Below are 23382 nucleotides of genomic sequence, written 5' to 3' on the forward strand. Positions count from 1 at the left end.
TTCTTACCTCGAAACAGAAAAAATTTTGCAGGTAAAACTAAAGATTATTTACCATACTAAGTTAAGAACTTACTGAGTCGAAATTTTCGCCTTATCAAGTGGTTAATTATCATCCAAAAAGACAAGAAAGCAAGGTTATAACAGTGATAATACATTGTTGTTCCCGCTATAATGGCGCAGCCTTTTCAACGAAGAAATTACACATTCGCAATGTGGATGTAACTTGGAAATACTATGAAAAACGATTTTGAAAGAGACTTCAATCTAGGTGGAAGCATTGAGCGCGCGGTATCCGGCCAGTATGAACTTAAAGCCGGAGCGGTGTTTCAAGAGGCTTGGAAGCAAACCACCAAGCATTTTATGTCTTTCTCTCCTGCTATTATCGCACTGATTTTTGTGCAATTAGGAATCTTCTATATAGCGCTGCAATTGCAACTTGGCGACCCGTCAGTGATCTTACAAGCGTTCCAAGATCCATCTCTTTTGAACGAACAAATCTTTCAAGCCATATTTGTCGCCAACTTCAGTTATGAAGTAGTGAGTGCACCGGTTTATGCGGGTATCTCGTTGATGGCAATGAGCCACGCTGCCGGACTCACTACCAAGCCTCGTCATATTGCAAAAGGTCTGCAGTATACTGTCCCAGTGATTATTGCAACTCTGTTTAGCTTAGTACTACAAGGGATGGTTAGTATGATCCTGCCGTTCCTGTCTATGTACTTGTCGTTAGCTTTCAGCCAGTCGATTCTGCTTATTTGTGAAAAGAAAGTTCCGCCATTGCAGTCGCTTTTACTTTCATTGCGAGCAGTAAACAAAAAGATATTCGTACTAGCGGGAATTTACATTCTGTTAGTATTGATGTTTATTGCTGGGGCCATGTTCTACGGAATCGGTCTAATTTTTGTTTTGCCATTCTTCTTCCATGTAAAGGGTATCCTTTACCGAGAGATGTTTGGCATTAAATTGAAAATTGTGGCGGCTCAAGATGACAGCGGCTCAAATGACGACTCGGATCATCGTGATAACGATGACAATACGCCACCACCTCCGAGAAACGATGATAAGCCAAATAAGAATCCAGAGGTATTTGATGCGTAAGTCACGCAAAATTCTTTCAGTTATCGCTCTCCTGTCGGGGAGCGCTTTTTTATTTTTCTATGAAAAGCAGGATGACACTGAGCAACTAGACTCGACGTTAACGCCGATTTCAGAATCCAAACCTGACACAGAGACAATTACCGATACGCGAACTAAAAAGAAAACCTTCTTTGATTATTTGCGCCCGGGTGTCGAAATAGAAAACGCGCGTGTACAAAAAGAGCGCAAACGATTATTGGATATGAAAACGGCTCTAGACCAAAAGAATTCATTAAACTCAGAACAAATTGAGACCGCCAAGCGATTAGGAAGATTGTATTCGCTTGAACCCACAGAAGTGACTTTAACATGGCTTGAAGATATGTTGCACAGGGTCGATGTCCTTCCTGAAGCTCTCGTGCTTACTCAAGCGGCAAATGAATCGGCTTGGGGTACTTCTCGATTTGCTAAAGAGGCCAATAACTACTTTGGTCAGTGGTGTTATAGCAAAGGTTGTGGACTTGTTCCTTTACAAAGAAGCGAAGGTAAAACACACGAAGTTGCAAAGTTTGATTCTCCGCAAGGGTCAATTCATGGTTACTTTATGAACGTTAACCGTAATCGTGCTTACCAAGAACTAAGAGAGATTCGTGCCAACATAAGAGACAAAGGGCAAGATCCGCGAACGGAAGTCGCTGCATTGGAAATGACGAACGGATTATTACGTTACTCAGAGCGAGGTGAGGCATACGTCAAAGACCTGCAAGCAATGATTCGTCATAATGAAGAATTCTGGATACAAAAACAATAACTTATGAAAGTAATAAATCTAGCCCTTTTGGGATTGGCCGCGAGTACATTTACGCTGCCTACGTTAGCTCAAGAATACATGTTTACCTACTCAAAGCTTTATTCACAAATGAAGAATAATGCCAAAGACGGCCATGAAGACGTGAAAGTCGGTTTTTTCTTTGTTGATGCAGATAACAAATCACTTTGTACAATCGAAAAAGCTTGGATGGAGAAAGAAGAACATTATGAAGATCTTCAAACGAGCGCTGCGAATGAATTACTCGTCCCTTTAGACAGTAATCTAAAGCAAGCAAACCCGTTGGTGTTTGTGCATACACCGCAGGACAAGCGATGTGACTTCTCTATGGTAGTACTGACCAAACAGCCTTTATCGGGAGAAGTCTCTTACAGTGAAATAAACAACTTACTGCCTCAAATGCAGACTATGTTAGAAGACCTAGGTGGCATGTTTGCAAGTTGGTTTACTCCTGACGTAGAAGGAGTGACACTTGAGTTTGCGTCTGACGTATCGGGCTCAATCGCTTTTTCTAATGGTAAAGTACAACCGATCGAGAACGGAAAAGCACAAGTCAAACTAGCGGATATTGGCGAAAATGGCTATATCACGCTTCCAGCAAAGACACTGCGTGTACTGCCATATCTACCAGCCGCTAAATAAACCTCTAAATATTCAATCCTCTTTACCTGAGAGGATTGAATCCTTCTTTATGCTTCAAACCCACTTGTAAATCCGCTCAGTGCAACTCAACTTGAAACAACCATTTAATAATGGCAAAAAAGCTCGTATAATCCACGCCCCAGATAAACCCTTGATAGGAAATCCAACCGTCGACACCTGTCGGCAATGTGAGAGCCCGCGATGACCCAAATAGATACAAGAAAAGAAACCCTAGAATTCAACAAACTTCAAAAGCGCCTTAGAAGAAATGTTGGAAACGCGATCATAGATTACAACATGATAGAAGAGAACGATGTTGTAATGGCGTGTATTAGTGGTGGTAAAGACTCATTTGCGATGCTCGATATCCTGCTGAATCTTCAAAAAGCAGCGCCTATCAAGTTTGATGTTGTGGCCGTAAACTTGGATCAAAAACAGCCAGGGTTTCCTGAGCATATTTTGCCTGACTACTTTGAGACGCTAAACATTCCATATTACATTGTGGATAAAGACACCTACTCAGTAGTGAAAGAGAAGATCCCTGAAGGCAAAACAACATGTGGTTTATGCTCTCGATTACGTCGCGGCACGCTATACTCCTTCGCAGAGAAAATTGGCGCAACGAAAATTGCATTGGGTCACCATTTAGATGACATCGTAGAAACCATGTTCCTAAATATGTTCCACGGCTCCCGTCTAAAAGCGATGCCACCAAAACTACGTTCAGACGACGGTCGTAATGTTGTTATTCGTCCGTTAACGTACTGCCGTGAGAAAGATCTGATTCGCTACGCAGAGCATAAAGAGTTTCCTATTATTCCTTGCAACCTATGTGGGTCACAAGAAAACTTACAGCGCCAATCAATCAAGGCCATGCTGATTGATTGGGATAAGAAAACTCCAGGGCGTGTAGAGAGTATCTTCAAATCGATTCAAAACGTTAGCCCAAGCCAGTTAGCTGATCGTGAATTATTTGACTTCGTCAACCTCCCACTTGATCGTGAAGGGGAACGAGAAGCGTACGACTTTAGCGAAGCGACAGTTTCTTCAACTAATATCGATGAGTCGATGTTTATTGATGTAACCAACATTTAGTTACGAAATCTAGTTAAAATAACGCCCCTCGTTAGAGGGGCGTTTTCTTTTCTGTAGTAGTCATTCTGAATTTATATCTTTAAACTTTCCCAATCCAGAATCTTCTTAAGGGCTCAATGTCCGTTTTAAGTAGACTCCTGCCTGCCGAGGGGTGACGCACTAATGGAAGTGCAACTAGTACTATTAAGCTTGGCTTGGATCTAACGGACTGATGTAACCTTCAGGTTTCAATGCCATTACGTCGCAGTTAATCTTATCTATCACATGTTCCGCCGTATTGCCGATGAACACCGCTGATAAACCCGTACGTCCAGTAGTACCAAGTATGACCATACCTGCATCAAGCTGACGTGATACATCAGGGATGATATCTTCCGGCAAGCCTTGTTCAACAATAGTATGCTCTTCTGAATAACCGTGCTTTTGTCTGAGAGCTTTCATAGCTGTCAAATGATGACCACGAACTGCATCGGTGTAGGTTGCAGGATCAAACTCAGGAAGCTCGATGGTAATATTTGCTGGAGTGACGGGGTAGGCGTTAACCAAATAACCCGTTGCGCCAAGGCGTTCAGTTAAGCTATCAAGCTGTTTGACCATACAGTCATTGAGATCGATATGGGTTGGGTTTTCAGAGCCAACATGCACTGATGCAATGATGTTAGCGTGTTCTGGCCAGTCTGAATTTTTAACCAATAATACAGGCACTGGGCATTTTCTTAATAGATGCCAATCTGTCGGAGTGAAAATGACAGACTCTAAGATGTCATGTTTGCGCGTCGCTTTAATGACAATATCGTGCTTTCCTTCAAACACTTCTTCTACGATGGCGACATAAGGGCGATTGTGCCAAACAACTTTCACATCGAAATCAAAACTGTCGTCGATAAACGGTTTGGCAACATTGCGCATCCACTCTTCACGTTGCTGAATCACACCGCGTCGCATTGCATCACGCTCTTCATGCGAAAGCATGGATGTCATATCGTAGGAAAAGTCGTAGATAGATAAGAAGAACGAAATGTGGCTTCTGGATTTACTCTTCTTAGCAAGTTGAACCGCACGAGCAAGGGCAGGTTGCTCATCGCTATTGAGGTTCGCAACGACGAGGATTTTACTGTAAATGCTCATAGATACTCCCTACCTATTTGGGCTATAACCTAAATTAACTTTAGCGCAAATCTATGAATCTTTTTAGAAAAATCGGAGAATAGGTAGGTAGAAATTTGAAGTGGCTCATCATAGAGCCACTTTTTGAAAGGTTGTAGAGTTCTGATAAAAACGTCAGTTTACTCTTTGGTAACGCCAGCCATTTCCATCAAAGCATCGTGATCGATAATGGTAATGTATTTACCTTTTACGCTTAATACTTCAGATTTTTGGAAGCGTCCCAATAGACGACTGATCGTTTCGACAGTCAGACCAAGGTAGTTACCAATGTCACCGCGAGTCATAGTAAGACGGAATTCTCTAGGGCTAAAGCCTCGTTGAGAAAATCGTGTCGACAAGTTATATAAGAAAGCGGCTAAACGTTCCTCTGCGTTCTTTTTAGAAAGCAGTAGAATCATCTCTTGGTCGCCTTTAATTTCATTCGACATCAAACGCATAATTTGTTGACGAAGCTTAGGCATTTTTCCTGACAAATCATCTAGAATTTCGTAAGGAATCTCGCAAACCATGGATGTTTCAAGTGCTTGTGCAAAACTAGGGTGCTCATCACCCGTAATTGCGTCAAAACCTACAAGGTCACCGGCAAGGTGGAATGCAGTAATTTGCTCGTCACCTTGTTCAGTGATGGTGTAGCTCTTGATTGTGCCAGAGCGAATAGCATAGAGAGACTTAAGTTCATCACCCGCTTTAAAAAGCTCTTGGCCTTTTTGAATTGGCTTTTTACGTTCAATGATTTGGTCGAGTTGATCGAGCTCAGATTCATTCAAAGTAAAGGGGATACACAGCTGACTAATACTACAATCTTGACAATGGATGGCACAGCCACCGGACTGAATACGTTTTGCTACAGGTTTTTCAGAAATCATAACAACCTTTCACTATTTGATGTACATCAAGATTTTATCATTCATTACCCCTTAAGGGTAGCTAAAAAATCAATGATAAAACAATCATCTATTAGTTTGCGTTAAAAATCATCACCGATTCATAACCTGTATACAGGCCATATACAAGTATAGAAATCGCTGCGATATTACGGAATATGAGCGAATTTTGCAGGTTTTTTAATTTTGTTGCGCTCGTCCCAACAAGTAGCATCGCTGGCAGTGTACCTAGTCCAAACGCTAACATGGTGGCTGCACCGCCCAATGCGCTTCCAGAAACCGCAGCCCACGTCAATGTTGAATAGACAAGTCCACAAGGCAGCCAACCCCAAAGAAAACCAAAGGGGATAGCATAGCTGCTGTGCTTTAAAGGAAGTAATTGGTTTGCGAAAGGTGAAATTCGTTTCCATAACGACTGACCCAGCTTTTCAACAACTAACAAGCCATTCCACCAACGCCCTACATAGAAGGCAAGCAACACCATAAAGGCGGCTGCAATGATGCGCAAAATAGCAAGTGCATGATTAAACTGGGAAAGCGACGCAATCCCTGCAATCGTTCCTCCTACAACACTACCTATCAATGCATAACTGATCAAACGGCCAAGATTGTAATTGACGATAAGAGTGGTAGCGGTTTTATTCGGTTGTCCAATAGAAAGGAGGGAGGCTATGCCACCACACATTCCCATGCAGTGACCGGCGCCGAGTAAGCCGATAGTAAAGGCGCCTAATAGATCCAATGTCACTCTTTTGAACCCTTCTTGGTATCCTTTTTCTGCTCTACATCTTCGTCAAACAGAATATTGTGACCTTGTCTTTCAAGATCTTCAAACTGCTCACTCTTTACTGCCCATAGGAAAATACCAACTGCGACACAAACTAAGACAATGGCAATTGGGATCAATATATAGATGCTTTCCATGTTACTTACCTTCTTCTTTGAGCAAGCGCAGCGAGTTTGAAACAACGATGATAGAACTCGCTGACATTCCTACTACTGCGATGTAGGGCGCGACAAGGCCAGCAACCGCAAGAGGTAGGATGAGAAGATTATACCCTAAAGACCAAGCTAGGTTCTCTCTAATAATCTTTCTTGTTCTTATCGCTAATTCTCGTGCAGTCAAGATCTTATCAAGTCGGTCTCCTAGTAACACTAAATCTGCCGAAGCTTTAGCAACGTCTGTACCGCCACCCATAGCGATAGACAGGTGAGCACCCGCCAGAGTTGGAGCATCATTAATACCATCGCCGATCATCATGGATACATCGTTACTACCCAGAGACTTAAGATAGTCTAGCTTGTCACTTGGTGAAGCACTGGCGACTACGTCATCGATGCCCACCTCTTTTGCTACTACTTCGGCATTTGCCATCGTATCGCCAGTTAATAATGTGGTTTTAACACCTGCTGCACGCATCTTATCAATAAACTCAGCAGCTTCTTTGCGAATCGGATCTCGGTAGATAAATGTCGCTACATGTTCTCCATTAATAGACATGTATACGCTGTTACGAGCATTATCGGTTCTACCAAGTACAAAAGAAGCATTGCCAATTTTAACTAGGGAATCATGGAAATATCCCGTAAGCCCTGAACCTATAACGTTTTCTACGCTGCTCACCACTAATTCACGGTTTAAGTATGGTTTAAACGCGCGAGCAATAGGATGATTAGCATGACTTTCAAGAGAGGCGGCTAACTCCAACGCCTGCTGCTCTGATAAATCACCAAACAAATTGGTTTTAGCAATTTCGATGTCGCCATGTGTCAACGTTCCCGTTTTATCGACAACAAGATGATTTACCTTACATAGGGTCTCAAAGACATGACCTCTACGAGACAAAATGCCGAGAGTGCCCATTCTTGAACTAGAGCAAGTAATCGCTGTTGGAGTCGCCAGCGAAAGCGCACAAGGGCAGGTTGCAACAAGAACAGACAACATGATCCAGAATGCGTCGTCCGGCTTAGTCTGATGCCAATAGAACCATGTTCCTGCGGCAATAATTAATATAATTGCCACAAAATAGCGTGCAACGATATCGGCAATTTCAGCTATCTTGGGCTTAGTTAACTGCGCTTCATCTTGCAACCTCACAATGCTTGAGATCATGGAGTCAGCTTTGGTCGAGCGCACTTCCAAGTCGAAAGCTTCATCGCCATTCAGCGTACCTGCATACACAAAGTCGTCTTTGGTTTTAACTACAGGCAGAGATTCACCAGTCAGCATAGATTCATCGATATGAATACGACCACTGAGCACGACCCCGTCTGCTGGGATATGTTCACCAGGTAGTACTTTGATCTGGTCACCGATTTGCAGCGATTTTACTGGTACTTGGTCGCCATCTAATTTGTTAGCTATCGCAGGGACAAGCTTAAGCAGGTTACCGCTTGCTGCTGCTGCCTTACGACGAGCACGCATTTCTAGGTACCGTCCAACGAGCAAGAAGAAGGTGAACATGGAGATCGATTCAAAGAACACTTCACCTTTTTCAGCCACGGTAGCAACTAAACTGGCCACATAAGCAAGAATGAGAGCGATGGAGACAGGAACATCCATCCCTAGTGTTCGACCCTTAATACTTCTCCAAGCATTGATATAAAAAGGTAGGGCGGAATATAGAAGAACAGGCGTTGCGAATATCAAACTGACCCATCGGAAATAGTTTTTAAACTCCGGTTCTAAATCCCCAAACACCTCTAGATACAATGCCACTGCAAGCATCATAACTTGCATGGTGGCAAGACCAGCAATACCAAGACGATATAGATACTGCTTCATCGTAGCGTGGTAAGCAGCCTCTTGTTTATCTGCCTCAAAAGGAGCTGCTTTGTAGCCTAAAGAATGGATAGAAGAAAGCAGTTGGCTGAGTTGTGTTTTGGTTTTGTCCCACTTAAGTAGGGCACGGTTGGTGGTCGTATTAACGCGAATAGACAACACACCAGGCTCGACAGCCATACGCTTTTCTATTAACCACGCACAAGCCGCACAGGATACACCATCAAGTGACAACGTCACTTCATTGGTGTCTTCGTTGTTCCGTACAAATTCAGCTTGTACATCTTCATTGTCATAATGAATTAGCGACCGCAATTGTTCTGGGACCAGATCCGCTTTCTCTGCCGGTGCAGTTCGATATTGGTAGTAGGAGACTAATCCACTATCTACGATGGTTTGAGCCACGCTTTCGCAGCCGGGACAACACATGTCTCGTTCTGCACCTAATATATCTACGCTGAAGTTCGTGTTGGCTGGTACATCTTCACCGCAGTGATAACACGTCTTACACATAATCTAATCTAACAACACTACATCAGTTTCAGTTGGAAAAGTAACTCGACCTTGAACCATCCACGCTTGGTCATGTGGCTGTAGTTCAACGAACCAAGGTCCTTGCACATCATGGTCTAATACAAGGCGATAAGTGCCTTTAGCATCGGCAGTTAAGAGTTTTTCGAAGTCTCTATCTGGCAGAGTACGGTGAGTAAAAGTCGCAGTGAGAGCCGGGAAGTGGGGCAGTTGACCTTTCTGAAGTGTAATCAGAATAGTATCTCCAGCAGACGAAATCGTGGCATTTAGGCCCAATTCTTTAGCGACATTAATCTTGGTTAGATCAACGTTAATTCCCTTGCCTTTTTTATAGTAATCCTCGGCAACCAGATTGACTTTGTTATCTAATAACAGCGAAATTCTGTAGACAGTTGCAATCACAACGATAAGCGGCAACGCGATTAGAAACCACGGCCAGAATTGTTTATACCAAGGCTTTACCATAAAAAAGTTCTCAACAGCTAACTAAGAAAGAAATTATAATTTATCTAGAAAAGACAGCCCCTTACAAGGGGCTGTTATTGAAATGTTACTTATTTGTCGGAATTACTTAGGCTCCAAACGTACGCTGAAACCAGCTGTACTTTTTCTTCACCTAGAATGTCATTCCATGCTGGCATAACACCAGAACGACCATTCATGACTGTTTCAGTCACAGCAGCACGAGAATCGCCAAATAGCCAAACTTGGTCAGTCAGGTCAGGAGCACCTACAGCAGGGTTACCTTTACCGTCTGTACCGTGACACGCTGCACAGACTACAAAACGAGCTTTGCCTGCTTCTGCTTCACGCGCGTTAACTTTACGACCTGATAGGCTAAGTGTATAGCTGACTACTTCACGTACGCCATCTTCGCCCAACGCATCTTTCCACGCTGGCATTTGACCGATACGACCTTGCATAACAGTAGTTACGATAGCTTCTGGTTCACCACCATATAGCCACGCATCGTCCGTTAGATTAGGGAAGCCAGTTTGACCACGCGCATCTGAGCCGTGACATTGAGAGCAGTTTTGTAGGAACAAACGTTGACCTACTTTGATTGCTTCGCTGTCTGCTGCGATCTCTGGGATAGGGCGCAACGCACCATCCGAAGACTTCGCTAAACGGTTGAATGCCTCACCAAAGTGAGTTTCTGCGTCATCTAGCTCTTTTGCATACTGTACAAGAGACTTATTGCTCTGTGCAGCGGCAATCGATGCCTTTGACTCTTCAATCGAACGTACTGTTTGGTCCGAACTTTGCCAGCCTAGAAGGCCTTTGTAGCTACCTAGACCCGGATATAGCGCGAGGTAGATAGCTGCAAATACGAACGTACCGACGAACAAATAAGTCCACCACTTAGGCAGTGGGTTGTTTAGTTCACGAATACCATCGTACTCGTGTCCCATATCTTCGCCTTCTTCGACACCCATTTTGTCGCGAACACACCAATACAGGATAGCTGCACAACCAAGCAACGTGCCGACAGTGATGACAATAATCCATAGACTCCAGAATGTAGTCATTACTTAGTCACTCCTTTTTCTTCGGAGGTGGGTTTTTGCTCGTCAGCGAATACTAGGTTTGCATCTTCTTCGAATCGTGATTTACGGCTTTTACCGAAAGCCCACCACACAACACCGATAAAGCTCGCGAACAAAACTATGGTCCAAATACTGTGAATAGTACCGATATCCATAAGCCCCTCCTTATTTCATCGCATGGCCTAAAGATTGAAGATAAGCAATGATGGCGTCCATCTCTGTTTTACCTTCTACGTCTTTAGATGCATTTGCGATTTGCTCGTCCGTGTATGGAACACCAAATTGATTGCGGAAGATTTCAAGTTTCTTCTGCGTCAATTTGCCATCCAGTACGTTTTCCTCTAGCCAAGGGAAACCTGGCATGTTTGATTCTGGAACCAATTCACGAGGATCAATTAGGTGAACACGATGCCACTCATCTGAGTAACGTCCACCAACACGAGCTAGATCTGGGCCAGTACGCTTAGAACCCCATAGGAATGGGTGTTCCCAAACGCTTTCACCAGCGACAGAGTAGTGACCGTAACGCTCAGTTTCTGAACGGAATGGGCGAATCATTTGGCTGTGACAAACGTTACAACCTTCACGAATGTAGATATCGCGACCTTCCATTTCTAGTGCACTGTACGCACGTAGGTTTTTCACAGGTTCAGTGGTTTGCTTTTGGAAAATCAGTGGTGTGATTTCAACAAGTGCGCCCAAGCTGATTGCGAATACGATTAGGATAGCCAGTAAGCCAACATTACGTTCAACGACTTCATGGCGATTGTTAGAGTTTGAGCTCATTTTTAATCTCCTTAAGCCGGTTGAGGGATAGCTTTCAAGCTACCTTTCGTTGCAGTGATTGTCTTATAAGCGTTGTATGCCATTAGGAACATACCCGCTAGGAAGATGAAACCACCAATGAAACGAACGGTATAGAACGGGTAAGACGCTTGTACAGATTCTACGAAGCTGTAAGTCAGCGTACCGTCTGAGTTAACTGCACGCCACATCAGACCTTGCATTACGCCGGAGATCCACATTGCTACGATGTATAGTACCGTACCGATTGTCGCCAACCAGAAGTGCGCATTAATAAGACCTACAGAGTACATGCGCTCTTGGCCGAATAGGCGAGGAATTAGGTGGTATACCGAACCGATAGATACCATCGCAACCCAACCTAGAGCACCAGAGTGCACGTGACCGATAGTCCAGTCTGTGTAGTGAGACAAGGCGTTAACTGTCTTAATAGACATCATCGGGCCTTCGAACGTTGACATACCGTAGAACGATAGAGAAACGATCAAGAAACGAAGAATTGGGTCGTAACGCAGCTTATGCCAAGCACCAGACAGCGTCATGATACCGTTGATCATACCACCCCAAGAAGGCGCGAATAGAACCAAAGACATCACCATACCTAAAGACTGAGTCCAGTCAGGTAGAGCTGTATAGTGTAGGTGGTGAGGACCAGCCCAGATATACAGAGAAACAAGCGCCCAGAAGTGAACGATCGATAGACGGTAAGAGTAAACAGGACGTTCAGCTTGCTTTGGTACGAAGTAGTACATCATACCCAAGAAACCGGCCGTAAGAAGGAAACCTACCGCGTTGTGACCATACCACCATTGAACCATCGCATCGACGGCACCAGAATATACAGAGTAAGATTTACCCATTGATACTGGAATTGCCATACTGTTCACGATATGAAGTACCGCGACGGTAATGATGAACGCTCCAAAGAACCAGTTCGCTACATAGATATGCGATGTCTTTCGCTTGATAAGTGTCCCAAAGAACACAATAGCGTAAGATACCCATACCACTGCAATAGCGATATCGATTGGCCATTCTAATTCTGCGTACTCTTTACCAGAGGTGAAACCTAACGGTAAAGTAATTGCAGCGGCTAAAATAATTGCTTGCCATCCCCAAAAGGTGAATGCGACAAGAGGGCCCCCAAATAATCTCGTTTGACACGTACGCTGCACAACATAATAAGACGTTGCAAACAGAGCACTAGTACCAAACGCAAAGATTACCGCATTAGTATGCAAAGGACGTAAACGACTGTACGTCAACCACGGCGTATCAAAGTTGAGCTGTGGCCAAACTAATTGAGCGGCAATCAAAACACCTACTGCCATACCAACAATACCCCAAAGAATCGTCACTAAAGTGAACTGGCGTACGACGGTATAGTTGTAGACTTGTTCAAGCTGCTTTTCTTGGCTCATTAACATGCTTCCAATTTTCTAATTAACTACACTTTACTTCCAACACGACACATGTCGTAATGCTACCCAACCCTTCAGAAGAACTAACGCCTAATCAAAACGTTACTCAGCTTTCGGGATTTAACAAAAAGTAGCATTTTCAGCCAACAATAATACTTCAATTAACAAATCAAAAACAGGGTAGTAACCTTATGGTTGGTCGGGTTTTTGACCATTTATTTCAAAACTTTGAAGTTTGTTACACGGAGAACACGTAAATATGCCAGCACAGAAGTTAACAAAAGGTAGGCTTGTTCAAATTATCATCATGATGGTGGTGCTAATTGCAGCATTTACATACAGAACCATTAGCCATAAGGAGTCTAGCGAGGTTGTTTGTCAATCTTCACAACCATGTGAGGTCAAATTTCAAGACAAAAATGTCCGTTTTCTGTATCAAGATTCAACAAACACGCTCGCGGTCACAAAATCAGAAGATTTAACGATTAAGGGCTCAAAAAGTGACGGTTCAACGTTAAATGTGACCGCCACTATAACCATAAGCAAAGATGAAATGCCGGTAACATTCGTTATCTCAGACGATAGTGATAATTCTGTTAAGGTAGATATTCTGCCAAGATAGAAATTGTGTAGTAGAGATTTCAAGTCCCCATTGCGTTCATTACTTTGTCAGGCGTACCGAAGTATTTCTGAGAGCCATCTTTATCCAAAAGTAAGCAATGTGTCGCGCTAGAAATTAATGTAGGCGCTACGGTTGTATAGATGACAGTTTTGTCTCTTAACACACCGGCGAACAGCTGATTAATATAGGTTGCATGTTCAATTTCAACGCCTATCAGGGGCTCATCAATCAGAATGATCTTTTGACTCATATCTGCGAGCCCTATGGCTAACCTCAACCTTTGTAGTAATCCAGAAGGTAGATTAGCAAGTTTCTCTGTATTTATATGTGTCTCTAGGCCTTGATCAAAGAATTTGTCTAGCCCGAGCAAAGTAAAGGATTTCATCATTTGTTCTTTTGAAATTACGCCATTATGCAGGATGTAATTCGATTCCAGTGAACCTTCATAAAGATGAAGGTCGAATGGAATATAGCTGATGCCTTTTCTATATCGATAATTGTTGAACTGCTTAATGTTATAACCGTCCAGTAGCACACTGCCTTGATATCTAGGCTCCAAGCCAGCAATAAGGGTCAACAAGGTCGTCTTACCACAACCTGCTGGTCCTGAGATTGCAACCTTGCTCCCTGGAGTAATATGTAGGCTCAAGTTCGTTAAACCTGCCGTCGCACCTTGATAGCGATGAACCAAGCCACTCACCGCAACTTCACCGTTAAACTGTCTAATTGGAGGGCTTTTCTCAATCGACGTTTTATCATCATCGAGTGACATCAAGGCATTAATCTGTGCAGTAGACGATTGAATAGTTTTGAATTTAGCCAACGAGTTGTAGATCCCCATAATTGGCCCTAGTGCTTTCCAAACTAAGATAACGGTTGCCAGCATTGCGCCTGCACTTGCTGTGCCGTCTATTACCCCTATCACTGCGGTAACAATTGCTGCCGTGCCAACGGCTTGTATTAACCCGCCACCAATCGCTTGGATCTTAGCATTTACCTTAGCGACAAATGCAGCATCGTTGGAGCTTTGCTCATGTGCGGCTCTGAATCTAGATTGAATAACTCGTAACAAAGGTAGTCCTTGTAGGGTAGTAATACCTCTAAGGATCTCATTCCATTGGTATGACACCATCGCGTTAGCACGCGAACTCTGTGACGTTGCTTGATTATAGATATAGCGAGCGTACAAACAGAATACGATCATAACAAAGATGCCCGCAATGACAGTCAACGCCGCCGAGCCAGACAGAATAGTTATAGCGAGAATAAATAGCGCGACAAAAGGCAAGTCGAAATAACTCAGCGTAGACTCGGCTGTAACTAGCTTTCTGAACTGGTCAATATCGCGCAGTCTTGCTAATTGGGATGACACCCCAGCACTGGAAGTCATTGAATAAGGTAGCCAAAGCAATTTAGCGATGACATTTCTAGAGATATGAACTGCTAAATCTTGTCCTGATGTAGAAAGAACACGCATACGAACACGTCGAAATAAGAACTCGGCAAAGGCGAGAAATATCGCAAACACTGTCAGCCAATACAGGGTTGACACAGAACTGGAAGAGAGCGCGAAATTATAGACACCCATAATAAAGAATGGCTGCAATGCACTGAGAATGTTAATGATCAATGAAAGGAACACTAAGCTTTTGAATTCATTATTGTAGCGATAGAAAGTATATTTTACCCAGTTGCTTTTATCCTGAGACTCAGGAGGCGGCTCTCGGAATAACTTCGAGTATTCTGAGATAACGGTTAAAGAGAAGTTCAAACCATCTATAGGAATTGAGATAGTATTGTTGTTGCGATAATCAAACAACACAGCGTTATCGCCATCCACTTCAAGCAAGACCGCTGATAGCTTATCTAATTCTATGAAGCAAGGAAGTCTAGCCGTTTTGAGATCTTCAACTGCGGCACGCTTAAACTCAGTCGTTCGGCACTGATAGCCAAGCCTTGAGAGTGTTAATTCAAAGCCATGTTGGTCGTTATCACCGGGAGTAAAGGCATCGGATAAAATGCTTGGTGTGCCTTCCCATTCTAAAGAAATCAATGTATAGGCAAGTCCACGTAACAACGGGGACTCTTGATATCTAAACTCAAATCCTTCAGCTTCAAAATCCTTTAGTCGTTGGGCAACATTATTGAAATCAACCAGTATCGTCATAAGTGAGCTCGCTCTTTAGAAAGTTTGATTGACTTCAACCCATACGATTCCGGTCGGATTTTATTACTAACGATAATAAGAAACTGACCAGAGGACTTAGGAACGAGCATAGAAACGACTCGCTGTGCAAAGTCTGGGTCGAAAACTGTATCGATATCGTCAAGAATCACCAATTTCTTCTGACTAAGCATGGCGCGAATGATCAGCAGGGCATATTGCACTTGCCTTGATAGTGGGATAGTTTTATTTCCCTTCAGCTGAGTATAAAACCCTTGCTCTAAGGCATCGATTTCGTTTTTAACGGCAAGTCCTTTGCACAAAGTAAACGCGGCACCGTTTAACATAGGTCTAAAGCAGGTTAAGTTATCTATGATTGAGCCTTCAACAAAACCGCTGTTACGATCGATTCGATGAACTTGTTCACGCCATGAGTGGTAAGGCAGATCGGACAACAATGAATCACCTACACGAATCACTGTATCGCCACATTCGTTATCGCAAGTCAGACTTCGAGTTAGATGACTCTTACCTGAACCCGAAGGTCCCTGAAGTAGGATAGGCTCTCCACGATTGATAATGATTCGCTGTTTTTCATCGAGCTGAATCGTAATGTCATCAAAGCTATTAATCGCATATAGCTCTTGTGATTTTTCAAAATGCTCTAATGCTAAGATTTCCGATATTTCAATGATCTGTACTCTATTTAGCTTCCAACGTCCAATGGTCCTCATTACTTGCTGATAGGGTGAGAAATAACGGTTGGTAAGCATAATGATGGCAGCCATAACGCCTTGTGTCGCATCTAAGTTAATGACGGATATCGCAAGTAACACCACTACGACCGCTATCGAGAGTTGCTGAATCAAGGTCAAGATTAGATTGAAGTTCGATTCGAGGTTTTCGTACTCGATGCTCTTTTTCTCACGTGTTTTAATCATATCGGTCATCAAACTTTCAAGCCGATATTCCATGGTTCGACTCTTGTTATCTAATGGGCTTGATACGATCTCAATGATTTTTGAGTTCGTCAGTCCTTCAATCTCTGATTTCGTTTGCTGTGCAAAAACTTTACGATTTGAAATGTGAAAGGCGGCGATAGCGAGGACTAGAGATGCCACCAAGAGAGCGATTCCAGCCCAAAAGTTAATGATGGTGATAACCGCTATGGTAATCACGCTAACAGCCGAATTGATAAGTGCACGAACAACTTCACCACCGAAAAAGTTCTTTAATTCTGGAATCGCCGCAATGCGCTCCAAATACTGGCCGGATTCCAAGCGGCTAAACTCAGGGATTTGAGCCAGACAAATGGCTCTAAACACTTTGTTGGTAAGTCGCTGCTCGAAACTCTTCATCAAAGAAGCGGTGATGACTTCTTCTTGCATACGAAGCAAATAGTCTAAATAGATGGCCACAAGAATAATGGCGAAAAGAGCAAACAAGGTGTCCGTTGCTTGGTTGGGCAATACTCGGTCAAAAATGATCAAGATTGAAAATGGCAAGACTAGCGCAAAAAGCGTCGACATTATCGTAGAGAAGGTCAGATAAAGTTTATCCATCCAAGATATTTTCTGAGAAAAGTACGCTGTGTCCATTCTAAGTTCTCACTTTCATAAGTCACTGGCCATCATTCTGGCTAGTTGTCTTTTAAATGCTCAGGGATAACGTCTTGATAACGAATACTCGAAGCTTCATCCATCATCTGCATGATTTTTTCAATGGTTAGAGGCGACAAGTTACCTACGAGACGGTCGAGCTTGATAGACTCGATGACATAGTCATATTTAGCACTCTCGTAATCTCTAATACTGTTAAACAACTTACTTTCGGCAGAGAGTAGGTCTGTGATTGTTCGCGTACCTAAACTGTGGGCGCGTTTAATACCTTTGTATGAGGAGTAGTTAGCCTTGATGATGGTCTCGTAGGTAAAAACCGATTGGGAAAAGTCGTTCAAGTTGAGAATAGACGTTTCCACATCATTGCGAACTGTGTTTTGACTGTCTGTTAATAGCAGTTCATTACGTTCAATCGTCTTTTTGTTTTTTTGGTAAGAGTAATAATCTGAACCACCAGAGGTTATGGGCACAGAAAGCACAAGTCCGACAGATTTATCATCCGATATCCCTGTTGAGTTCGGATTGGTCGATAGATCGAAGTTATTCGTATCGTTATGCCGGTAACTGGCGTTAGCCGAAAGATTAGGAGCAAAGTTCGAACCCGTTTCCTTTAATGTACGATAACTTCGCTCCACGGTTTTTTGGGACAAGATGATATCGTTGTTAAACTTCATCGCTTGTCCCAACAAGTCTTGTTGTTGATCTAACGGGATTTCACTAAGCAGTACTTGCCCTTTTAAGTCCTGAGAGGGAATTACCGGATACTGGGTTAACAAGGCAAGGCGGTTTAAGATAACGTCTTTGTCTTTCTGTAAACTTCTTAGCCGGTTCACAATGCCTTCTTTTTGCGCTACCACTTCATAAACTTCACTTGCTGCGACATTACCAAGAGACACATTTCGATTCATCTGCTTGAGGCGAGCCATCGACGAATCGAGTTCAGCTTTCGTCGCTCGAATTTTCGCGCCGTTTTTTAAGAACGCGAAATACTGCTCAGTAATTTGTTGAATGACTTCTTGAGTTTTCGCTTCGTTTTTTACTTCTTCAATGCTGAAATCCAGTTTACTAGTTCCATATTCGTAGATATCACGGAGATTAAACAAACTCTGAGTCAAAGACAGACCATAACCATGATCGTTGTAGCTTGCATTGGTATCACTTACACCGCTTAAACGAGTCGTAGTAGAGTTCCAGGTGGTTTTTACATCCGCTGAGATCGTGGGTAAGAAACTGGAGCGACTGACGTCAATATCGTAGGCACTTTCCTCAACGCCTTTACGACTGGCGATAAGAGACACGTTGTTATTTAGCCCAATCTCTACCGCTTCCAATACGGTTGCAGAATGTGCCATCATAGTGACGGTCATGCCGACGCAAAGGCTAATTAAGCTTCTGAAATGCCACATACTTCTTAATCACTTTGATAATTTCGTCACTCTTGTATGGTTTGCTGATGACATAGTCCATACCTGCTTCGATACACGCTTTGTGCTCAGCAACACTGGTAAGTGCAGTGGCTCCTATAATCGTTGAAGGTGTTGTAGAGCCATTATCACTTTCGTGTTTTCTGATGAGCTTGGTCGCTTCAATACCTCCCATGCCTGGCATTATGCAGTCCATAAAAATAATGTCAGCGCGTTGAGCCTTGACCCAATCAACCGCTTCAGTTCCATCCCCAACTGTGTCGGCTTTATATTCTTGTTTCATCAAAATTCTCTTAAGCAAGAATTGCTGCACTTTGTCATCTTCTACAATCAAGAATGAGCTATTTTCCAAAGTTTCCTCAACGGACTCTGCGTTCAACGCTTCAGTCAGGTTAGGGATAAACTCATAAGGGAGAGCAGGAGTAAAGAAGACTTTGTCTACATACTCGAATGCGCTTTGCATGCCTTCGGCATGGTGTGCCAAGAGAAACAACTTGGTCTCATTTTGTTTTAGTCGGGCACTTAGTGTTTTGGCAAACGCGTCCATTTGGATACCCTCTATCGTGTCTGAAATGAGAATCGCATCAATACTGGCGTTATTGGCTGACACTCGAAATAGGTCATTAGGATCTTCACATAGTGTCACTTGAGCTCCCTGAGAGGTAAGCAAGTTAGTCAACAGATCTAAAGAGAGCTTACCTTGGCTACAAAGAACAAAATGTCGATTGGTAAGTTGTTGTGATTTGAAGGTAAAGAAGTTTTGAGCTTCCATATCAAATTCAATGATATAACGTCTTTGTTGTCCCGATTCATACCAACGAGAATCGAAATAACTGACATTACTCAGAATAGATTCTGTCCATTCATCATTAGAAGCGGTTATATCACTGCGCTCTGACCAATGAAGTGAATCAATCTTGCTACGTTCAACATTCAAGTGAGTAAGGAAGGTAACTGACAACGACATTCGTGTTTTGTCGACATTATCTGAGCTTTTTATCTCGACTTGAAACAGGACTTGCTTATCATTTTGAATTTGTACTGCGCTTGAAAGTTTGAGGAACAGAATCCAAAAAAGGCTAGTTTGATGACCGACAATGGTATTGGGAAGGTTGGTATTGAAATCACATTCAATATCTCGCTCTTCTCGATGCAGCTTACTTTTGAGATGAACAGTCAACTCGGACAGAGTGTTAAGAAAAGAGAAATGGCTATTACCCTTGTCTCTTCCTTGGGATAGCAGTCGATTGTAATTTTCAGCGAGTTCCGACAAGGTGTCTGCAGCAGAGGAAATATCTTGTGCCAATACCGCACGGCTATCTTCTGAATCTTGAACTAAATACTGGATGCCTCCTTTGATCGTACTGGTAATTCCTCTTATCTCATAACCGATTAACCCATAGAGTTGTTGATTTAGATCCGCATCTTTTTGTTGCTGATCCATCCTTTCAAATACCAATCGCAGTTTAGAATATATATTGCGTTCGATAGGGTCTAGATGCGCGCTATTCAAAATGTCGTCGATTGATTTGGAGTCGAGATAATCCAACCTTGAGGAGAGAGACTGAAAACTCTCATTGATAGAGTGTCTGTTTCTCGCAGTCTTCTTAAGTCGATGCCATCCGCCTAAAACAACAAAAATGGCGATTAATGCGATAACTGGGAACAGCAGAAAGAGCTTATCAATACTTGACCTTAGTTCGTTAATAGCTTGCTGATGCTCCACATAAAAGAGGTCATCAAATCGATTACGTATCTCAACATAATCTCTACTAAGCATTTCCCTAAGTCTTTGATAATCATCTAACGAAGTATTGTCTATCGCTTGAAACCTCAAACTCGCAAGCTCCAAGTGACTGTACTCAACAGCACCGACCAAACTCACCTGTGACTTATCACTTGAAGCCAGCGATTTAAACTCCGAAAGCGCACTCATCAGACGGGTTAAACTTGAGTTAACACCCTCACAACTACCACCATTAATACATGTATCCAAGTTTAAGATTGTGGTTTCTAATTGTTGGTTTAAGAGTCGACTTTGCGAAATTAACGGGGTAGCAAAGTCTTGTTTAGAAGGATGGGACCAATAGAACTGCATTGTCAGCCAAATGCCGAACAAAGATAGGATCATCAACGACGCGATGCCGAGTTTAATGATTGGAAAGGTGTAAATTTGATGCCTTGGTCTCATATTGATTTAACTCCCGCTACCGTTCATCAAACGCGTCGTCAATCGCGGACATGACAGGCTTCATGGCATACTCGATTACTCGGCGGTCCCCGGTTTTAATGTCTGCAGTGAACTCCATATAAGGGGACAGGCTGTATTTGGTTCCTGAGCGCTCTAGATAATCGTGGTCAATCAGTATCTTAGCGAGATAATATTCAGATTCTTCTTCTTCATAGGAAGAGCGACTTATGGAGGTAATGGTTCCAGAAAGAAAACCATATTTAGAAAAATTGTAAGTATCAAACTTAAGCTTTACCTGTTGACCCACTTCAACAAATCCCATCTCTTTTCTTGGGATTTTTGCCTCACCGTGAAGCTGATTATTTAACGGTGCGATATCAGCAATACTTTCACCTGGCGGAATCACTGCGGAACGAAAATTGAAATGCACTTTATCAACAACGCCATCAACAGGTGCATACACGATTAATCGATCAACTTTATCTGACAATTGTGGCCGTTGAATCCGCTTTATATTGAGCTCTTTTTCTATTTGAGTAATCTGTGCTTGGTACTCTGAGTTTCGATTCGCAACCAGATCGGCAAGTTGCTTATCTAATCGTTCCAGTTGGAATTTCTCATTCATGATGGATTCGTCGAGATTTTCAATTTCACGAATCATATTCGACTCCTGAACTTGCATATTCAGGACATCGACATATGAGGCCATTTCTTCCTTGTATAATGTCTGTTTAATTCCCAGTTGCTTGCGAATCAACCTGAGTTGATTGTTGGAGCTCTGTTTTCTGCGCGTCATAGAATCTACAAGATTTCGCTTGTGCTCTATGTCATGCTCAATAAGCGTCTCACTGGATTGATTTTTACTGTTTTCTTGGGTCCAAGCTTGCATGTTGAGGCTGACTAATTTTGGAAAGTCATTAAACTCGGAAAAATTGGGCTCTTGACCTGAGATCAACCCTTGATAGCGAAGACGATCCATTTCTAATTGAGTGACTTCAGAGTCATTAGTGGACAGTAATGAATTCCGATCTAACGACTTTAGTTTAGCGATGGGTTGACCTTCGTAAACAACGTCTCCTGGCTTAACCAATAACTCATCAAGAATGCCGCCTTCAAGATGCTGTACACGTTCGATATCTGAGTCGAGAAGCAACTCTCCTCGAGAAGAAACGACAATATCTATTCGTGCTTGTGACGCTATTACAAGCAAAACCATGGATACGAGAAACGTCAGTAACAAAGCTTTATGAACTGGAGTCATTGCACTTTTAATCTTTACTTCATCCAAATGCGCGTCACCCTTTACTGACGAGTTTTGAATTAATGCATTTCTGATGTGTTTCTCAATACTGTTCTTACTCACGATCTCACCCTTACTTTAAACCTCATCGAGAAGGCTAGGTTGACTTAATGCTGATTCATTTCATTGAATGAACTAGACCGTTTGAAGAATAGCTAAGGATATAACCAGATAATTTTCAAAGATAAATGTTAGGTATGAGCGCTTAGGCCTTCCAGCTGAGTTAGATTTCCTCAGATTAAACTTTTCTACTAATCCAAAATTAATTTACTAATTTGTTGATTACTTGACATTAGGCAATGTGCTTCTGGAGGCAGGTATGGCGGCAAACAACGAAAACAATCCACTTAATGATGCGGTGGAACAAGTATCTACAGTAGATACCAATACAGACCAACAGCAAGCACAGCAAAATCAACAAAATACCATTGCCACTACCATTGCCACTGGGGCAGATAATGCCGATGCTTCGGATGAAATAAACCAAGCTCTAAGCGATAACCCGAGTAGTGCAGGAGCAGAACAAGATGATTCTAATACTGCATCAGAACAATCCGCACATTCAGCCAATAGCGAACCTGCACAGCAGCAGGACAGCCAATCAAATATCGTCGATTCACAAGATTCAAACGCTAGTAACTCAGAATCGCAAGCTGATAATGGCGCGGCTAGCGGGACGGGCGCGCAAGCAGTAGGTGGAGAGCAAACTCAACCCGAAGCTCAAGCTGGTGGATCTGTCACTCCAAGTGACGCGGCTCCACAAGCACAACAAGCGGTGTCACCTTCGGCTCGAGTCGCTCAAGAGGAAAGCGGCGATACCGCGACAACAGAAGAAACATTTGAGGTAAATGTCTTAAGCGATGAACAATTTGTTCAATCGCAACAGGATGACGCCTTTGATTCCGAGACAACCGAAACGTCATTTGAAGTCCAAGTCGATAATGTAAATGATGCCGCTGTTGTAAGTGGTATCGATTTTGAAATTCAAGAAGATGGTCTTTTAACTTTTACTGATACGGATTTACTCAGCAGCGCGAGTGACATAGATGGCGATGAGCTTTTCATCGACAACGTCACTTATGAAGGTGATCAAGGTGTACTGACTCATCTAGGTGACGGTAGTTACACTTTTGCTCCCAATGAGAACTTTAATGGCGATATTTCATTAAGTTATGGCGTATCCGATGGCACAGTAATAACCACGGCCTCTATCGATGTACTAGTAGAGTCAGTCAATGATCTCCCAGTCTTTGGTACCGCGTCTTACACCGTTGATGAAGACA

At 42.8% G+C, this 23382-nt stretch carries 21 protein-coding genes; 6 read left to right on the plus strand and 15 right to left on the minus strand.

From position 1 onward, the window contains the following. The first annotated feature begins 234 nt into the window (after positions 1–234). From AWH66_RS19045 to ttcA, 4 genes are all read left to right on the plus strand, one after another. A complete protein-coding gene (locus tag AWH66_RS19045; RefSeq protein WP_063606684.1) occupies positions 235–1098 on the plus strand; it encodes a hypothetical protein in 864 nt (287 codons plus the stop codon). Then, positions 1091–1888 (plus strand): glucosaminidase domain-containing protein, encoded by a 798-nt coding sequence (locus AWH66_RS19050; RefSeq protein WP_063606683.1) that lies wholly within the window; start codon positions 1091–1093, stop codon positions 1886–1888. The genes AWH66_RS19045 and AWH66_RS19050 overlap by 8 nt, the downstream gene beginning before the upstream one ends. A 3-nt stretch (positions 1889–1891) precedes the next feature. Next, complete coding sequence (locus AWH66_RS19055; RefSeq protein ID WP_063606682.1) at positions 1892–2548, plus strand: DUF2987 domain-containing protein; 657 nt, start codon at positions 1892–1894, stop codon at positions 2546–2548. A gap of 201 nt (positions 2549–2749) precedes the next feature. Next, positions 2750–3643 (plus strand): tRNA 2-thiocytidine(32) synthetase TtcA, encoded by an 894-nt coding sequence (gene ttcA / locus AWH66_RS19060; RefSeq protein ID WP_063606681.1) that lies wholly within the window; start codon positions 2750–2752, stop codon positions 3641–3643. Positions 3644–3826: 183 nt separating this feature from the next. On the opposite strand, the gene uspE is transcribed toward ttcA, so the two are convergent. The 10 genes from uspE to ccoN form a co-directional block, all read right to left on the minus strand. Next, positions 3827–4771: a universal stress protein UspE gene (uspE, locus tag AWH66_RS19065; protein WP_006074483.1), complete on the minus strand. Its 945-nt coding sequence runs from the start codon at positions 4769–4771 to the stop codon at positions 3827–3829. Positions 4772–4929: 158 nt separating this feature from the next. Then, a complete protein-coding gene (locus AWH66_RS19070; protein ID WP_006074485.1) occupies positions 4930–5676 on the minus strand; it encodes an FNR family transcription factor in 747 nt (248 codons plus the stop codon). Positions 5677–5767: 91 nt separating this feature from the next. Next, positions 5768–6442 carry a sulfite exporter TauE/SafE family protein gene (locus AWH66_RS19075; RefSeq protein ID WP_063606680.1) on the minus strand — a complete coding sequence of 225 codons (675 nt, stop codon included), beginning with the start codon at positions 6440–6442 and terminating at the stop codon, positions 5768–5770. Continuing rightward, complete coding sequence (gene ccoS, locus AWH66_RS19080) at positions 6439–6618, minus strand: cbb3-type cytochrome oxidase assembly protein CcoS (protein WP_038230540.1); 180 nt, start codon at positions 6616–6618, stop codon at positions 6439–6441. The genes AWH66_RS19075 and ccoS overlap by 4 nt, the downstream gene beginning before the upstream one ends. Position 6619: 1 nt before the next feature. After that, complete coding sequence (locus AWH66_RS19085) at positions 6620–8989, minus strand: heavy metal translocating P-type ATPase (protein WP_063606679.1); 2370 nt, start codon at positions 8987–8989, stop codon at positions 6620–6622. A gap of 3 nt (positions 8990–8992) precedes the next feature. After that, positions 8993–9472 carry a FixH family protein gene (locus tag AWH66_RS19090; protein ID WP_063606678.1) on the minus strand — a complete coding sequence of 160 codons (480 nt, stop codon included), beginning with the start codon at positions 9470–9472 and terminating at the stop codon, positions 8993–8995. Positions 9473–9561: 89 nt separating this feature from the next. Then, positions 9562–10536 carry a cytochrome-c oxidase, cbb3-type subunit III gene (gene ccoP / locus AWH66_RS19095; RefSeq protein WP_063606677.1) on the minus strand — a complete coding sequence of 325 codons (975 nt, stop codon included), beginning with the start codon at positions 10534–10536 and terminating at the stop codon, positions 9562–9564. Beyond that, positions 10536–10709 (minus strand): cbb3-type cytochrome oxidase subunit 3, encoded by a 174-nt coding sequence (locus AWH66_RS19100; protein ID WP_006074494.1) that lies wholly within the window; start codon positions 10707–10709, stop codon positions 10536–10538. Before AWH66_RS19100 ends, ccoP begins: the two co-directional genes overlap by 1 nt. A gap of 10 nt (positions 10710–10719) precedes the next feature. Then, on the minus strand, positions 10720–11340 hold the full coding sequence (ccoO, locus tag AWH66_RS19105; RefSeq protein ID WP_006074497.1) for a cytochrome-c oxidase, cbb3-type subunit II: 621 nt from the start codon (positions 11338–11340) through the stop codon (positions 10720–10722). Positions 11341–11351: 11 nt separating this feature from the next. Then, positions 11352–12779: a cytochrome-c oxidase, cbb3-type subunit I gene (gene ccoN, locus AWH66_RS19110; protein ID WP_006074498.1), complete on the minus strand. Its 1428-nt coding sequence runs from the start codon at positions 12777–12779 to the stop codon at positions 11352–11354. Positions 12780–13038: 259 nt separating this feature from the next. Between ccoN and AWH66_RS19115 the strand changes: the two genes are divergently transcribed. Further along, complete coding sequence (locus AWH66_RS19115) at positions 13039–13401, plus strand: hypothetical protein (protein ID WP_063606676.1); 363 nt, start codon at positions 13039–13041, stop codon at positions 13399–13401. A gap of 19 nt (positions 13402–13420) precedes the next feature. Here AWH66_RS19115 and AWH66_RS19120 read toward each other — a convergent pair whose 3' ends face one another. From AWH66_RS19120 to AWH66_RS19140, 5 genes are read right to left on the minus strand one after another with little or no spacing between them, the layout of a single operon-like run. Then, on the minus strand, positions 13421–15568 hold the full coding sequence (locus AWH66_RS19120; protein WP_063606675.1) for an ATP-binding cassette domain-containing protein: 2148 nt from the start codon (positions 15566–15568) through the stop codon (positions 13421–13423). After that, positions 15565–17163 carry an ABC transporter transmembrane domain-containing protein gene (locus AWH66_RS19125; RefSeq protein WP_063606674.1) on the minus strand — a complete coding sequence of 533 codons (1599 nt, stop codon included), beginning with the start codon at positions 17161–17163 and terminating at the stop codon, positions 15565–15567. Before AWH66_RS19125 ends, AWH66_RS19120 begins: the two co-directional genes overlap by 4 nt. Positions 17164–17204: 41 nt before the next feature. Next, entirely contained in the window at positions 17205–18590 is a 1386-nt protein-coding gene (locus tag AWH66_RS19130) for a TolC family protein (protein WP_063606673.1), read from the minus strand. After that, positions 18565–20799 (minus strand): response regulator, encoded by a 2235-nt coding sequence (locus tag AWH66_RS19135; protein WP_083400076.1) that lies wholly within the window; start codon positions 20797–20799, stop codon positions 18565–18567. The genes AWH66_RS19130 and AWH66_RS19135 overlap by 26 nt, the downstream gene beginning before the upstream one ends. A gap of 16 nt (positions 20800–20815) precedes the next feature. Then, entirely contained in the window at positions 20816–22162 is a 1347-nt protein-coding gene (locus tag AWH66_RS19140) for an HlyD family type I secretion periplasmic adaptor subunit (protein WP_063606671.1), read from the minus strand. A gap of 256 nt (positions 22163–22418) precedes the next feature. On the opposite strand from AWH66_RS19140, the gene AWH66_RS19145 reads away from it, so the two are divergent. Next, positions 22419–23382: tandem-95 repeat protein (locus tag AWH66_RS19145; protein ID WP_143081540.1), on the plus strand; the 964-nt coding region annotated here is incomplete at its 3' end.

Origin of the sequence: Vibrio barjaei (genome assembly GCF_001639065.2) — a bacterium.
Lineage (GTDB): Bacteria > Pseudomonadota > Gammaproteobacteria > Enterobacterales > Vibrionaceae > Vibrio > Vibrio barjaei.